This window comes from Vibrio sp. SBT000027 (genome assembly GCF_963894355.1).
GTDB classification, from domain to species: Bacteria; Pseudomonadota; Gammaproteobacteria; order Enterobacterales; family Vibrionaceae; genus Vibrio; species Vibrio splendidus.
In genome coordinates this window covers 778,069-793,651 of record NZ_CAWQGD010000001.1, presented here as the reverse complement: position 1 = coordinate 793,651, position 15,583 = coordinate 778,069, and the positions used below count along the sequence as shown (strand labels likewise).

Annotated in this window: 12 protein-coding genes; 3 read left to right on the top strand and 9 right to left on the bottom strand. The window is 46.1% G+C overall.

The features are described 5' to 3' along the window. Positions 1-86: 86 nt before the first annotated feature. A complete protein-coding gene (locus tag AACU28_RS03370) occupies positions 87-1,439 on the bottom strand; it encodes an MATE family efflux transporter (protein ID WP_121602342.1) in 1,353 nt (450 codons plus the stop codon). Positions 1,440-1,539: 100 nt separating this feature from the next. On the opposite strand from AACU28_RS03370, the gene AACU28_RS03365 reads away from it, so the two are divergent. Further along, complete coding sequence (locus AACU28_RS03365) at positions 1,540-2,511, top strand: LysR family transcriptional regulator (RefSeq protein ID WP_108187270.1); 972 nt, start codon at positions 1,540-1,542, stop codon at positions 2,509-2,511. Between the two features lie 133 nt (positions 2,512-2,644). Beyond that, a complete protein-coding gene (locus tag AACU28_RS03360; RefSeq protein ID WP_121602341.1) occupies positions 2,645-3,766 on the top strand; it encodes an FAD-dependent oxidoreductase in 1,122 nt (373 codons plus the stop codon). Positions 3,767-3,877: 111 nt separating this feature from the next. Here AACU28_RS03360 and AACU28_RS03355 read toward each other — a convergent pair whose 3' ends face one another. Next, a complete protein-coding gene (locus AACU28_RS03355) occupies positions 3,878-5,278 on the bottom strand; it encodes an alpha-amylase family protein (RefSeq protein WP_121602340.1) in 1,401 nt (466 codons plus the stop codon). Positions 5,279-5,547: 269 nt separating this feature from the next. Between AACU28_RS03355 and AACU28_RS03350 the strand changes: the two genes are divergently transcribed. Continuing rightward, positions 5,548-6,447 carry a DMT family transporter gene (locus AACU28_RS03350; RefSeq protein ID WP_029224332.1) on the top strand — a complete coding sequence of 300 codons (900 nt, stop codon included), beginning with the start codon at positions 5,548-5,550 and terminating at the stop codon, positions 6,445-6,447. A gap of 154 nt (positions 6,448-6,601) precedes the next feature. On the opposite strand, the gene AACU28_RS03345 is transcribed toward AACU28_RS03350, so the two are convergent. The 7 genes from AACU28_RS03345 to AACU28_RS03315 all read right to left on the bottom strand — a co-directional run bounded on the left by AACU28_RS03345 (position 6,602) and on the right by AACU28_RS03315 (position 15,436). Next, positions 6,602-7,021, bottom strand: coding sequence for a VOC family protein (locus tag AACU28_RS03345; RefSeq protein WP_121602339.1), 420 nt, complete (start codon positions 7,019-7,021; stop codon positions 6,602-6,604). Between the two features lie 230 nt (positions 7,022-7,251). Further along, a complete protein-coding gene (gene fecE / locus AACU28_RS03340) occupies positions 7,252-8,016 on the bottom strand; it encodes a Fe(3+) dicitrate ABC transporter ATP-binding protein FecE (protein WP_004731684.1) in 765 nt (254 codons plus the stop codon). A 2-nt stretch (positions 8,017-8,018) separates the two neighbouring features. Further along, complete coding sequence (locus AACU28_RS03335; RefSeq protein ID WP_029405042.1) at positions 8,019-8,990, bottom strand: FecCD family ABC transporter permease; 972 nt, start codon at positions 8,988-8,990, stop codon at positions 8,019-8,021. Next, a complete protein-coding gene (locus AACU28_RS03330; RefSeq protein ID WP_121602338.1) occupies positions 8,990-10,024 on the bottom strand; it encodes a FecCD family ABC transporter permease in 1,035 nt (344 codons plus the stop codon). The genes AACU28_RS03335 and AACU28_RS03330 overlap by 1 nt, the downstream gene beginning before the upstream one ends. Further along, the gene (locus AACU28_RS03325) at positions 10,021-10,998 is read right to left on the bottom strand and encodes a Fe(3+) dicitrate ABC transporter substrate-binding protein (RefSeq protein ID WP_121602337.1); all 978 of its coding nucleotides are present in this window, start codon (positions 10,996-10,998) and stop codon (positions 10,021-10,023) included. Before AACU28_RS03325 ends, AACU28_RS03330 begins: the two co-directional genes overlap by 4 nt. Positions 10,999-11,085: 87 nt before the next feature. Next, a complete protein-coding gene (locus tag AACU28_RS03320) occupies positions 11,086-13,215 on the bottom strand; it encodes a TonB-dependent receptor family protein (RefSeq protein ID WP_121602336.1) in 2,130 nt (709 codons plus the stop codon). A 184-nt stretch (positions 13,216-13,399) separates the two neighbouring features. Continuing rightward, the gene (locus tag AACU28_RS03315; protein ID WP_017081965.1) at positions 13,400-15,436 is read right to left on the bottom strand and encodes a TonB-dependent receptor; all 2,037 of its coding nucleotides are present in this window, start codon (positions 15,434-15,436) and stop codon (positions 13,400-13,402) included. Positions 15,437-15,583: the final 147 nt, after the last annotated feature.

Here is a 15,583-nt window from a genome sequence, read left to right as displayed (position 1 = left end):
GAAAAGGGAGAACCTGAATAGACAACAATAAGCCGCAGTCATTATGATGACTGCGGCTTTTTTGTGTTCAGTACACCATTAGCAAATCACGTATAAGCATGATTCGACAAATCCGGAGATTGGCTGTTCTTTTGGATGACACGCATCAATTGGATAAGCAGCAGAATACCTGTCACGCCCAAACCCACGCCGATTCCGCCCCAGATCCCCGCCAATTCGAATTTTGGCATCAAATACCAAGCGGCAGGTAGGCCAAATACCCAGTAACCGATAGCAGTCATCACTGTTGGCATGGAGACAATCTTCATCCCTCTCAACAAGTTAATTGCCAGTAACTGCCAAGCATCGACAATAAAGCACAACGCCACTACCCAGATAACAGAAGCCAACAATGAGGTCATCGCGCCAGTGCCATCGTCCAGCTTAAAGATAGACGCGATAATTTCCGGCCATATGATGAACACGGCAGACAAAGCAACGCTCAACACCGACACTAAGATAAAGCTGAGAATCGAGGTTCTTTTGATCCCTTCGTAATTACCCGCACCGAAATCACGCCCCACCAAAATCGCCGCAGCTTGTGAGAAACCGAAATTGAAGTTCCAGGTGAAGCTTAAGCATTGCAGCAGGATTTGGTGTAAGGCTAACGAAGCAATACTGATCGTGCCCGCCATCAAGGTGCCGCCGTAAATAAGGCCATGTTCAAGTAATGCCGCTAGTCCGATAGGTAAACCCATCATTAAAAGCGGACTCATCAACTTAATTGAATACTCTTCTGTATTTAACCAAGGGGCGAACTGCTTGAATTCGTCACGTTTGAATACCCAAACTGTGTATCCAACCATCACGATAAATGCCGCGATAGCCGTACCTAGCCCTAAACCCGTTAAGCCCATGTCTAATTGGAAGGTTAAGAAGTAGCTGACTGGCACATTCAGAATTACGGTGATAATAGACATCACCAGAATAGAGCGCACATTACCAAACGCACTGGTTAAGCCGCGAAGCACCAATAAGATAAGCGAAGGCAACATCACCCACTTCAAGGCGTGTACATATTCCATCGCTAAAGTGATCACTTCTGGCGGCTGTTTGGCTGCTTCTAATACCAACGGAGCAAACCAGAAGCTGGCCATTAGGGTCACGCTGAGCACGAATGCCAACATGGTTGCGCCTTTCACAGCCAATCTAATTTGCGTATTACCAAATTCTGGGCGTGCGACCCGCTGACCATAAGCAATCGCAATCAAGTTCGCGACACAACCCACGGTGCTGCTCGCAATAATGAAGATGAAAAAGTAGATAGAGGCGCCTAAGCCACCAGCCGCAAGGGCTGACACACTGATACGCGACATCATCCAAACATCAGTAAGGACTAACGCCATAGAGATCAGCTGTGAAATGATCAAAGGGAATGCAAGAGTGAGTATTTTTTTCATGAGCGCCTCAGGTAATTTCGCCCAAAATACGATCGATGGGGCTGGCGTTCAATTGATAAATTTGCGACTCTAACATTCCATAAACTCATGCGAACGAATTATGACCCCATATCCTAGCTTGCCATCCTCACATAATGGCTTAAAAGCGTTTGAAGCTGCTGCAAGACTGATGAGCTTTACTCTGGCTGCCGAAGAGCTGCATGTGACACAAAGTGCAATCAGCCGACAGATCAAACAGCTTGAAGATGAGTTAAACGCATCACTGGTTATTCGTAAGCATCGAGCGATTGAATTAACGGTACAAGGTCATGATTTGTATGTGGCTTTGCGTGAAAGCTACGGCAATATCGAAGCTGTCATTGCCTCTTGGAGTGAGCCCAAGCAGAAACGTATCGTGATCAAAGCGACCTTGAGTTTCGCGACGCGAGTATTGATCTCTAAAGTCAGGGAATTAAACGAGCGTTATCAAGATCATGAGATCGTCATTGTTCCTGTAATTGAAGAAGACGAATCGATTAATAGTAGTGAGTATGATCTACTGATCTTCCACACGCGCTTCAAAAAGCGCTATGACAAAGCACCTGACATCACCTTCTTGCGTGAAGAGTTTATGGCACCGGTCTGCTCGACTAGCTTAACGAATTCTGCCAACTTAACGAATAAAGACACCGACCTCGATTCGATCTTAACCTTACCAAGGCTCCACCCGACCTTAGATCATCACGACTGGAAAGTGTGGTTGGCCGATGTTGAATTCCCACCAAAGAAACCCGTCAGAAATACCAGTTTCTTGTCTTTAGATATGGCACTCAGTGCCTGTTTATCCGGAGAAGGGGTTACGGTCACGGATCTATTGTTAGTACAACAAGATCTCCAGCGAGGCTTCTTATACTGCCCTAAGAATGCAAAAATCCAACACAGTGCTTGGACTTACTTCATGCACCAACGTACTCACACGCCTATCATCAATGACCTTATTGAATGGCTTAGGGAAGAGACAGCAAAAGAGATCGAGTTGCTTAAATCACTATCCCATCAGAACCATTGGTTTGGTGTTATCCAAGATTATTAGGGGATCGGTGCCTCATTTTTTAAAACTGCATTAACCTTATAATTTATAACGTTTATTTATCGATTCGAATGACCTATCTTACGCCCTATGAACCAGTACACAGATATTGGCATCTTATTCTTAGGAGAAAGTCATGGAACAACAACGTCTAAAAGTTGCAATTATTGGTGCGGGGCTGAATGGTTTGGCACTTGCATTATCATTGCGTAAATTTGGTATTAAAGCTCGAATATACGAAAAAGCAGCACAACCACGTGCTGACGGTACTGGCATCATTATGTGGCCAGAAGGCATGCAAGTACTTGCGGCACTGGTTGGTGTCGATAAAGTCAAAGCTGCGTGTAACCAAGTCGATACCATCTCGACATTAACGGCGACAGGGTTGCCCATCAACACACTTAATATGAGTGACTCTCCGAGTAAAGCTAACGCGCCAATTGGTTTATTTCACCGCAGCCGTTTATACCAACTGCTATTAAATGAGCTAGGAGATGACTGCATCGTCACTAACCAAACCTGCACTGTTGTTCAAAACGACGATGAGCCGCAAATTCTGATCAACGGCGAACCCATTGATGCGGATATTATTGTGGGTGCCGACGGTGTGTTCTCTCAAGTGAGAAAGTTTGTCGCGCCTGATGTGTCGTTAAGACAACCGAACGTCTATTGCTGCCGTGGTGAGATTGATTTCAAAGCACCTGAAATCAGCGATGATGAGTGTTATGTTTTTGCGGGTGATAAATCTCGTATCGTAACCTACACCTACGACCGAGAAACCCAAGGTAAATACTGGTTTGCTGCGTGTGCCGTTCAAGAAGGTGAAACGCTGTCTAAACAAACCGTGTTAGAGCAATTCTCTCACTACCCAAGCTATTTACTGGATATGATCCGAGATACGCCTGAATCGAAGATCTTGCCTTCTCCACTCACCGATGTCGCCCCATTTGATACTTGGTATCGCGGCAATGCTGTTCTGCTGGGAGATTCTTGTTGCGCTGTGCTGCCGACCATGGGTATCGGGTTCAGCTTGGGCATTGAGAACGCTTACGTATTGGCACAAAGCATTGCCTCCAACTTTGAAGGTACAGAGCAGGCATTCAAACGCTATCAGCAGCGTGCTCAGCAACGGTCGCATGAACTGCAAAACATCACACACCGACTCAGTGAGCTAACTTACAAAGACGAGTTCAACCCAGTCGAAGTGGCGGAGCTTTACCAACAGTTCGCCATTGCCAATAGTCGTTCGCCTTTCTAAACATTTGGCTCGTAAAAACGCGCCAGTTGCAAAACGACTCGTTTACAAAACAATAAGCCGCAGCAGTCGCTGCGGCTTATGCTTTCTACCCGTTACTTTGTTGAGCAAACATTAAAGCTTAAACATACGCGCACTGCGTGGCGGTAAGTTGAAGGTGTGGTAACGAGAAGTCACGGTTTCTGTCGCGCTGCTTAATACGTCTTTGTATTGAACATTCCAATTGAATTCATGTTGGTAGGTATCAACCGTCACGCCACGAGTTTCGCCACACTTGTTAATACCAACAACGCCTTCTTTGCCACGTTTAAACAGCAAAGTACATTGGTCACTCGAAATCATCGTCATCGATTTACCTTGCATCGCGTTATGGAAGCTCAGCATATTCTTCATATTCGAGCTATTCCAAACATCGCCCCAACGACCGTTATCCTTGTCTTCTGAATCCGGTAGGTCATCACTGTAGATCAGTGGCGTGCCACCATCTTTACCAAGGATGTAAGCGTAAGCAAGCTGCTCGTCTTGTGGATCCATAATTTGGTAACGGAAACCGTCATTGGTTGGAATATCATGTGTGATCGCAAAAGTAATTGAGCGATTATCATCCAATGCTTGGCCGTACGCTTTAGGATCATGCAGTTGGTTCAAGCCACCGCCCATTGAGAATGCCGAGCGAATCGACGCAAACAGCGGGAAATCGTACGCGGAGTGATTAGTATTATTCAGGTACGGCGCTAAGAATGACTCATAGCCGCTGTTCCCTGCTCCACCGCTGGTAATGACTTCACCGAACACATGCATGTTCGCAGTAATTTCAGACGTGAATACCTGATCGATTTGGTACTGGCTCATGTGTTTTACCGCATCAATACGGAAACCTTTGATCCCCATATCTTTTAGCGCTTTCAGATATAAACGTTGCTGCGAAACCACCCAGTTATTCGGATCAAGGTCAGGTAAACCTACATCGCCATCGGCACCACACAAACGCCAGTACTGAACGTGACCAGGATCGTTCCAATCTGAAATACAGCCAGCGGCATGGAAATCGTTAGCCGAGACAAAACCTTGTGCTAAGCTGCCAAACAGAGTCTGGTCAGCATAGTAACTTGAACGGCTCGCATAATCGTTTAGCACTTCAGTGCCTGGGTAATCCAAGTCACTTCGCTTCCAGCTTTCATTCGCCATATGGTTGAGTACCACATCGGCATACACATCGACGCCCACACCTTTGAGTGCGGCAATCATTGCAGCTAAATCTTGTTTGTTGCCTAAAGGTGAATCAATGGTACGCAGATCTTGAGGTTGGTAACGCGCCCACCATTGGCTGCCGCTAGACTTCATCGCAGGTGCAACAAGCACCTTCTTATAGCCAGCTTGTGCAATTTGATCGGCGTTGGCCGTTACGTCCGAATACTTCCAATTGAAAGCATGCAAAATAGTGTCAGCATAAGTGGCTGAGCTAAAAGAACAAACTGCAAGTGCGGATATGAGTAGGGTATTGATTGGTTTCATAGAACATATCTCTCATTATAAATTCACAAGAATGATATGAATAAGAACGACAATTAAAACGACGGATAAATCAGAGTTGAATTAGCGTCACCTTCTGTTGATGATGATTTTATAAAACTGAGCTATCGCCGATGTTATGTGGGATGAGTTTTGAACAGAACTGAAATGAGAATTAATTGAATCAAGTTGACCAGAACAGGACAAAGACTTTGGTCGGCTCTTCTAAACTACGTTATGATTCCTTTTCCCCTCAACCAATTGATATTTTTATGCCTTCTTTCTCTTTTTCACTGATCCCTGTAGGGGTTCGGTTCATGATCCTTTCTGCTTTTGGATTCGCACTGATGTCAGCTTGTGTGAAATACGTTAGCAATTACGGCATACCTGTATTTGAAATTGTTGCAGCAAGGGCTTTGGTGTCGTTGATCATCAGCTACATCGACGTCAAACGAAAAGGCATTTCTATCTGGGGCAATAACAAGCCTCTGTTGTTTGTTCGTGGCGCGGTAGGCACCGCAGCCTTGATGTGTGTTTACTACGCTGTGACCACTTTGCCATTAGCAGAAGCGACCATTCTACAATACGTTCATCCCGTATTTACTGCGTTACTTGGCGTACTGTTCCTGAAAGAACGCGTCCAAAAGTCGACCATGATATGCATTGTATTCTGCCTAGCGGGATTATCGGTAATGGTACAGCCAAGCATGAACAGCAGCGCGAGCAGCGAGTTGCCGCTATTCAGTATTATGCTGGCGTTGTGTGGCGCGTTTGGTAGCTCAATTGCTTATGTGATTGTAAGAAAGCTTAGCCAAACTGAAGACAGCTCAGTGATCATCTTTTACTTCCCACTGGTCGCTCTGCCAATATCGACCGCCCTGATCTGGAACGACTTTGTGTGGCCTAGCCTTTTCTTAACCATGATGCTGGTTCTGGTCGGGATTTTCACTCAGATCGGCCAATATGGTTTGACCAAAGCAATGCAAACTCAAGCGGCTGGTAAAGCTTCAGCTTACTCATACGTTCAGATCGTATTCTCAGCACTATTAGGTGTTTGGGTGTTCAATGAGATTCCATCAGTTTGGACCTACCTAGGTGGTGGCCTTATTGTGACGGGTGCTCTTATCAATGTGTTTGGCAAACAACTGTTGGTGCCGTTTAGAGCTAAGTAGATAGCCAAATAACAGAGCTGAATACCATTTAGCTAATCAGCGATTAAATAGATCTAAAAAGGACATTGCGGATTATTCCACAATGCCCTTTTCTATAAATGCTCTAGCGCGTTTTCATTCAGCTAACCAACTTTAATAAAGCGGCGTATTACGGCTAGCTTGTAGCGTTACGTAGTTTTGGATCGTCACTCAAATACTCAACAAACTCGATTTCAAAGCCCGCCGGATCCACAAAGTAGACGTTTTTACGATAAGGTTCTTCGGCACCGGGTTTGGCAATTGGGAAGCCCGCATCAACAAGCCGCTTGGTTACGCTTTCGATATTATTGGTCACATAAGCGAAGTGTGCGAGGCCAATCGAATGCCCTGCCAAATCTCTATTTTCACCTTCACCGTGATCGCTCAACGCGATGTATTGGTACTCGTCACCAAAATGCAGCCAGTTACGTGGCTTGCCTGACCACTCCCCTTGTCCCTCATCACGGACATACCAATGAGGGAACGCCGCTTTATAGAAAACCAGCATTTCTGGGATGTCTTTTACCACTAAATTTACATGTTCAAGTTGGATCATTCTTCTCTCCTTAAAGTATTCTCGTAAGCAACGTTGCATATCCTAATACCTCAAGTTAAGTTGAGGTAAAGGGTTAATTTACGTTTATTTTCGAGAACGTTTTTTAGAGCCCAAATTGTTCTGCTTTGACTACATACAAACCTTAAGTTTAGACGACTTAATCTAATGTGGCTTCCTTGCCTGTGTTCTGTTATTTGTGCCTTGGTGATCTCGTTGTTCAGAACAGATAACTAAATCGCGACACACATTGGCGTATTTGAAATAGGGTCACGAAACACGCTCGCTTTGAGATCAAACACCTTACTGAGCATAGTTTCGGTCATCACCTCATCAGGCGAGCCTTCTGCTATTAAACTCCCTTTTTCCAGAACCACTAAATGGTCGCAGTAACGACTGGCTTGGTTCAGGTCATGCAACACAACAACCACCGTTTTTCCTTTGGCATTCATCTGTTGCATCAGGTTCATTAATTCCACTTGGTGAGACATATCAAGGTATGTGGTCGGCTCGTCCAACATCACTACATCCGTATCTTGTGCAATTACCATCGCAATCCATGCTCTTTGACGCTGGCCACCAGACAGTGACTCAACAGGCTTATCAGCAAACTCAAGCACACCTGTATCACGCATAGCTTGTTCGACAATCCTTTGATCGTCCTGCCCTAGCCTCCCCCAATGAGACACATAAGGCGAACGGCCATATTCGACCAACTTTCTTACCGTGATCCCCTCAGGGCTTACCAAGATTTGCGGAAGAAGTGACAACGAACGAGCAAGCGCTTTATCGCCATAGCTTGATAGCGGTTTGTCTTCAAACAACACCTCTCCAGCCACTGGTTTGTTAATTCTGACTAACGTCTTTAACAAGGTAGATTTACCGCACCCGTTAGGTCCTATCAATGCGGTGATTTTTCCCTTAGGGATAGAAACCGACAGGTTCGGTATGATCGTTTGTTTGCCGTACGCGACGGAAAGATTCTGCGTTTTAAGCATGGTTACCAACCTCGATAACGATAGAGAAGAAAGATGAAATAAGGCGCGCCAATCACAGACGTGAGAACGCCTGCTGGCAATTCAATAGGTGGTTGTAGACCTCTGGCCAACCCATCAGCGCTGGTAACCAGAATTGCCCCTACCAGTGCAGATGCTGGGATTAACAACTTATGATTATGCCCAAACAACAAGCGTGCTACGTGAGGCGCCAATAAACCCACAAAACTGATCGTTCCAGCAACAGAAACGCTAACACTGGCAAGCAATACAGCGGCCAATAACGCGAGAGCTTGAATCTGTTTTGGATTAGTGCCCAATGTGGTCGCACTTTCCTCGCCAAGCCCCATCACATCTAATCGCCACGCCAACCATAATGCCATGGGTAACAACAAGAGCAGCGCACTCCAAATAAACGGGACTTGCTGCCAGTTTCGTCCCCAAAGGCTGCCAGTAAGCCACACCATAGCCGTGTTGATCTCGATCGGGTTGGTGACCAGCAAGAAGTCGATACAACTGGCCAGAAACGCACTCACTGCAATACCAATCAGCGCCAATTTAGCGGGGGTAGGCCTTGACCACCATGCCAATACAGCAATCAGCCCAGCAGCCAATACCCCACCGAACATCGCCACAACCGGAAGCACACTGACTGGTGCATTGGGGAACCAAACTAAACTCGCTGTCGCAGCAAGGCCTGCCCCGGCGCTAATACCCATAAGATCAGGCGATGCTAACGGATTACGTATCACACCTTGCACTAATACCCCTGAAAGCCCTAACCCTGCGCCCACGCTTATCGCGAGCAACATACGTGGTAGCCGATACTGATTGATAACAAAGTCGTCGCTGGAAAACGCGACCAAATGTTCGATGACTTGAGAAACAGAAAGCGAAGCTGCGCCGACAAACAAACCTGCGGATGCCACTAATATGAGAATCCCTGATAACAAAATTATCTTAGTGTGATGGTGCATTAAGATCTCCTCGTCGCAATCAAAATAAAACAAGGTGTTCCGAGCAAAGCAGTAATAACACCAACGGGTGTTTCAGTCGGGAAAGCAATCGCTCGCGACAGTGCATCTGACCAAGACACCAATGCTGCGCCGGCCAATGCTGAAATAGGAATCAGTAAATGGTAATTGTGCCCGACCATAGGTCGAACCAAATGAGGCACTAACAATCCAACAAAGCCAATTGGCCCTGCGATAGCGACACTTGCTCCGGCAAGCAACACGATCGTCAGTCCACTCACGAGGCGAGTAAACCTGATGTTACTGCCCAACCCCACTGCAACCTCTTCACCAAGTGCCAGTAAGTTGAGGTTGCGAGCAAGACTCATTGCCAACACCAAACCAATCACTACAGGCGGCCAAAGCTGTTGCCATTGCTCATCATCCACACTAGACAGTGAGCCAGTAAGCCAATGCAAGACGCTATAAGCCATGTCGTCAGCAAGAATCAGCGCCGCTCGTGTCAGTCCGAGCAATAACGCAGTAATGGCGATACCCGCGAGAACCAAACGTAACGGATGAGAACGTTCGGAGAAAAAACCACCGAGGAGCATCACGGCACCGCCGCTTAGCAATGCACCAAGAACAGCATTAAGGATTGGGTTTAAATCACTAACCACAGGTATGCCTATTGCAGCTAACGCCATAAAACAGGCTGCGCCAGCGTTAATGCCAAGAATCGACGGAGACGCGAGTGGATTGCGCGTCAAACCTTGCATCAATAACCCAGCGACGGCCAAACTCGCACCAATAAACAACCCTGCGTAAGCTCTTGGCGCTCTTAGTGTCGCCAATATTTGATGAGTCATATTGTTTTCATCAAACGCAAACCAGTAGTGAATCAAGTCACTCAATGTTAAAGAGAAATTAGACCACCCGGTCATAGAGGCCGCGTAACCAGATAGTGCCAAAAACGACACTAATGCCGTAAATAATATGACTCGCCACGACACTATTGGCCAGAATCGCTTACTTTTAGGGAACAACATCGTACTCATGATGGATCCAAGATCTGCTCAAGATTTTTCGCCATTTGTTCTGCCGCTAACATGCCTCGATTCAATGACCAAAGTGCTGGTGACACTTCTACAACTTGCTGTTTTTTTGCAGAGGCTAGTACATTGAATAACGGATTTTTCTGCCAATCATCAACAATGTTTGGATGAGAGTAAGCACCAAGGAGCAACCAATCCGGATTGGTTTTCAACAACAACTCAAAGCTGGTTGGTAAATATGCCTTCTCTGTTGGCTTCACAATAGGGCTCGCAATGCCTAATGTGGTGAGCACGCCCCCTGCGTAAGATGCAGGGCTATGTAACCACATACCTTTATCCGACACGACAGCGAATTGGACGGTTTGTTTGAGCGAGAAATGACTTTTGAATTCAGCCATGGCGTGTTGATGTTGTTGAATTCGTTGTTCCATTGACGATTGCTTGTCGAGAGCGATGCCAATCTTGAGCGCAGACTCCAAATTCTCTTGATACGTCTCACCACGGCTTTTGAGCAGCAGAGTTGGTGCGATACGTTGTAGATCTTGATAGACAGTACGATGACGCTCTGCATCTGCGATGATCAGGTCAGGCTTTAATACCGCAATGGCTTCTAGGCTAGGCTGAGAACGCATGCCAACCGATTCCCATGGTTGAACCAATTCACGCACCGCCGGAATCACTCGTGAAGCATCATTGTCATCGGCAACACCAACTGGAGAAACACCCACCGCAGCTAACGCATCTACAAATGAGAACTCCAACACCACAATACGTTGTGGGGTAGTCGCTATCTCAAACTGACCTTGCTCATCTTGTATGACCCTGGTTTGTGCTGAACTGGAGAATGAGAACAAGCTTAAAATCAGCAAAGTTAAGGTTATCGCTATCTTGCTGAATAAACACTGCTTATTGAATGACAGCAGTCCGTTCGACAGCAGCAATGGATTCGAAAACAAAAGGCGAGAGCTGTTTTCCATATTTAATTTTCCTTAAACGCTAGAACCGTGAAAGTCGCCAAGAGTATTGGCGACTTTTATTCGTTGTTACTTTCAATAAATTACGTATTAGAACTGATAATTCAGATCCAAAGTGTAAGAACGTCCTGGGGCTGGATAACGACCAACGGGGCTGGTATCAATACCGCGGAAGTAATAGTCCTCATCAAACAAGTTGTTCACCGCAAGGTTCATGCGCAGCTTACTGTTTTCATCCTTGTACAAATCCGAACCTAGGTTAAAGTTCCAGACCATGTAGGCAGGCACTTTACCTGTCGCGCCCGTTGCATCTTCGGCACTTGTATTCGCATTGTCAGAGTAAGACTCGCTGAAGTAGTAACCAGACAAAGTCGTATCTACCTTGCTAAAGGCGTAAGTCGCATCCCAACTGAATTGATGTTTAGACGTATAAGGAAGTTGATTACCTTTGTTTGCACCCTCTTCCTCTAACGTTGCATCTAAGTAGTTATAGCCAGCGCCCAAACTCAAAGCTTGCATCGCTTGAGGAATATAACGACCAGAGAGCTCAACACCTTGGTGAAGGGTTTTACCAATGTTATCGAAAGTTTGGGTAGCACTTTGCCATTGCAGCTGATCTTCAAAATCAATGCGGTAAAGTGCAATGTTAAAGCTGGTTGAATCTTGGTTGTAGCGAGCACCCAACTCGTAGTTCCACGCTAGTTCACTGCCCTCTTCACCTTTACCACGGATGTAAGCAATTTGTGGTGCACGCAAAGATTTCTGTGCATTGGTGTACCCAACCCATTGTTCAGTCAGATGGTATGCCAAAGTTAAGCCAGGCAGCCATTCCGTCACTTTGTTGTCTGTGCTCTGTGCTGTACCCAGATCATCAAACGTCATATCAATCGATTCGTAACGAATACCCGGCGTGACTTTCAGTACGTCATTGAACAGGCCGATTTCATTGCTGATGTAACCAGCAAAAGCGTCAGTATCTAAGTGCCAATCACGTGGGGTTGTTGTAGCACCACCAGCAATTGGCGTTTGAGTCAGCTTGTAATCGATATCTTCGTTGACGTAGCGTGCCCCAACAATCACATTTTGCGTTACGGTATTTCCGTCAAAGTACATCGCGAGTTTAGGTTCAACACCATAAACAGCAAATTCACGTGGTGACGTACGGATATCGGTTGATGGTAATGCCGGGTCCGCCCAGTGACCGCCAGCGCTGTTAAAGCCCCATTGGAAGAAACGCTCAGAACGGTGGCCAAACGTCAGTATTTCTAATTCGGCGCTATCTGCAATATTCAAGTCATGTAAATACTTCAGGCTCCAACGCGTTGAAGTGCCTTGATATTCATCGTATGGACGCTTCGACTGAGTACGATCTTTGTCATAATCATCTGGCGATAAAGCACCGGGCATTTGGGTGTCGGCATCATAACGTTGAACGAAAGCTTGTAGCTCTTGAGTATCACTCAGTAACCATTGCAGTTTCGCTTGGAAGTTTTTGACATCTGTGTCGGAGTGTTCACGGAAGCTTTCACCTTTTAAGAAATTCCCCTCGACTTGAAGTGCCAGCGTATCGGTCAACCAACCACCCGTTCGCAGGTAAAAGTCGTTGAGCGGCGTATCGCCATCCTCGAATACAGTAAAGCGATTACTGATTTCCGTTTGCCACTCATGTGGAATAGGCTTGGTCACCAAGTTGATCACACCACCGACGTTGTTTGGTCCGTACTGAACCGCCGCACCGCCTCGCACAATATCAATACGATCAAGCATCGACAGCGTTGCAGGGAAAATTGATTGTCCTGTGTGACCATACGGCGCCAGTGTCAGAGGAACACCATCCATGAGGAATTGAGCGTGCCCACTGCGACTCGCTTTCAAACCACGCACTGAGATGTTAGGCAAAACACCGGTGCCCGTTTCGTCTTGAACCTTAATGCCCGGTACACTTTGGAAGGCAGAGTCAATCGAGAGTGCGCCAGTCTTTTTAATTTGTTCATTAGTCAGAACAGTACGAGCTCCCGGATACTCTTTCACATCCTCAAGTTCTGAATTACCGATCAAGCTGCCCGTCACGACAACCGTTTCCATGGTCGTCGTTTGTGGATCTGACGCGGCAAATGCGCCCATGGAAGTCACTGAAGCGATGGCCATTGCAAGGGCACTTAGACGCAACTTTTGATGTGATTGAGTACAGGGTTTACCATCCAAATTCTGGTAAGGCATGAAAATCTCCTAAATAGGCAAGTTAGGATCAAAGGCCATGTTTACGATTCGGCGCTTTGATCCTATGGGCTAAACGGCCTCAAAATGAAGCCAACTGTTCACTCACTCGTAGTGAACAAATCAATCGTTTTTAGAGTCGAACTAGCTCTTAGAAATGAACGAACTCTTAGAACTGAATTAGCTTTTAAAACTGGTAGCCGTAGCTAAGCATAAATTCGGCTGGTGCTCCGTAACCAATCTGGTTAGTACCCGACGTGCCGTTGGTTGCGCCCAGAATGTATTTCTCATTAAGCACGTTGTAAGCATTCGCTTGAACTTTGTGACGACCCGTGGTGTACGCTGCCATCAAGTCAACCGTGGTGTAGTCACCCAGAGCTACCGCTTCATCATTACCCGCGTAACGGTCGCCTACGTATTTCACGCCACCACCTAAACGCCAGTTGTCATCTAACTGATAAGTGCTCCAAAGAGAGAACAAATGATCAGACACATCGTTTGGCTTTTTGCCTGTCTCTTTGTTCTCCGCGTCTAAATAGCTGTAGCCTACAGAAATGTCCCACTGCTCGGTAAACTGACCGCGAGCTTCTAATTCAATACCTTGGTGACGAGCTTCGATCTTGTTAACAACGTCTCCGTCTATATTGGTTTCAGGTTGTTCTTGATCGATTTGGAAGACCGCGGCATTCAGCATCAAAGCGTTATCTAATAGGTAAGCTTTTGCGCCAATTTCTTTTAGATCGGTGTGGAAGAATTCTGCTAATTTAGGGTTGATGTAGATACCTGAGTAAGGTAATTGCCATGAACGAGCTAAGCTTGCGTACACTGACATATCGTTGTTGATTCGGTAGACCAAACCACCGCGGTAGCTCACTTTGTCATCGTCTAGATTCTCTTTTGCTGAGCCTGCTTTTTGCTGTTCAAGCTCCATCGAGTCGTAACGCACATTGCCGATCACTGAAAGATCACCAAAGGTGTAAACGTCTTGAATGTAGACACCTGTCGTCGTTGTCGTGTTATCACGGAAAGGTTTGAAACCCGGATCAGGTGTTGGGCCTGCTACAGGGTTGTAGATATCTTTTGGAGGTAAGGTTTTATCACTTGCGAGCGTTAAGTCGATATTGATCTGATTATAATCCGCACCGATCATCATTTGGTTCGAATCCGTTTCCCAAACTAACTCAGATTGAAGAGTCGTCGTGGTACGAGGGTCGTAACCGAAGTTATTTACAGTCTGAGATACTTCATTCCCAGTTACCGTTCCTTGGCGCGTACCCTTTTGCTCAAGCTCGATATGGTTGTATGCTGCGCGGTTCGTCCATGCCCATTCACTGTTCAAAAGCCATTCATAATTAACGCCAACACGAATGCTATCTGACTCTTGATAGTCATTCGTGCCACCGTAAAATGTGCTTTCAGAGACATCGACAGGCTTACCATTTTTAGATGGAACACCACGATATGGCACTAGCTCTTGGTGCGCATATTCTACATCGAGATCAATGGTATGCCCCTCAGCAGGTAATACACGAATGGTGGGTGCGATAAAGAAATCATTAGAGTCGACGTGATCTACATAGGAATCAGACTGTCGACTTTCCACATTGATACGACCACTAACCTTGTCACTAAGCGCCATCGAGCTGTCAACCTGACCAACAAAAAGATTATTGCTGCCAACACTGCCGTTGACGTGTGTGAAATTATCACCGTTAGCACGCTTGGTGACCAAGTTGATGATACCGCCAGCTGAACCTCGGCCGTAAAGTGCGCCTGCAGGGCCCTTTACCACTTCGACACGTTCGATATTCGCTAGGCTTCGGTACGATTGCAGAGTCCCGTCATCACGCATACCATCACGGTACATGTCGTTAAGCGCATCAAAACCACGAATCACAAATTGGTCTCGGCTTCCCTCACCCAAGGTATTGTTAACCCCTGCGACACCATCAAGTGCATCCACCAAACGTACAGCACCGCGGTCTTCCATTTCCGTCTTTGTGACCACCGATACTGCCTGCGGTACATCCAACCATTCGACATCCGTTTTGGTACCTGACTGAGGCATGTGCTCCGCGTAACCTTCGTACTGATGACCAATAACTTGTAGGGTTTCATCCACCGTTACTTCTTCTGCAGCCATTACATTCGACACGGTAGCCACTGCGGTTAATGCACCTCCAATAGCCAAAGCGAGAGGGGACAAGGCCAATCTAATGTTCATTTTCTAATTCCGTTTTAGTTTATAAAATAACAATATTGCGAATAAGAACAAATATCATTTATATTTGCAATATATATTTTTTGATCTATATTTGCTTTGCAATATGCAACACAACTAATGATATAAGAATCAATAAAAACAATAAGA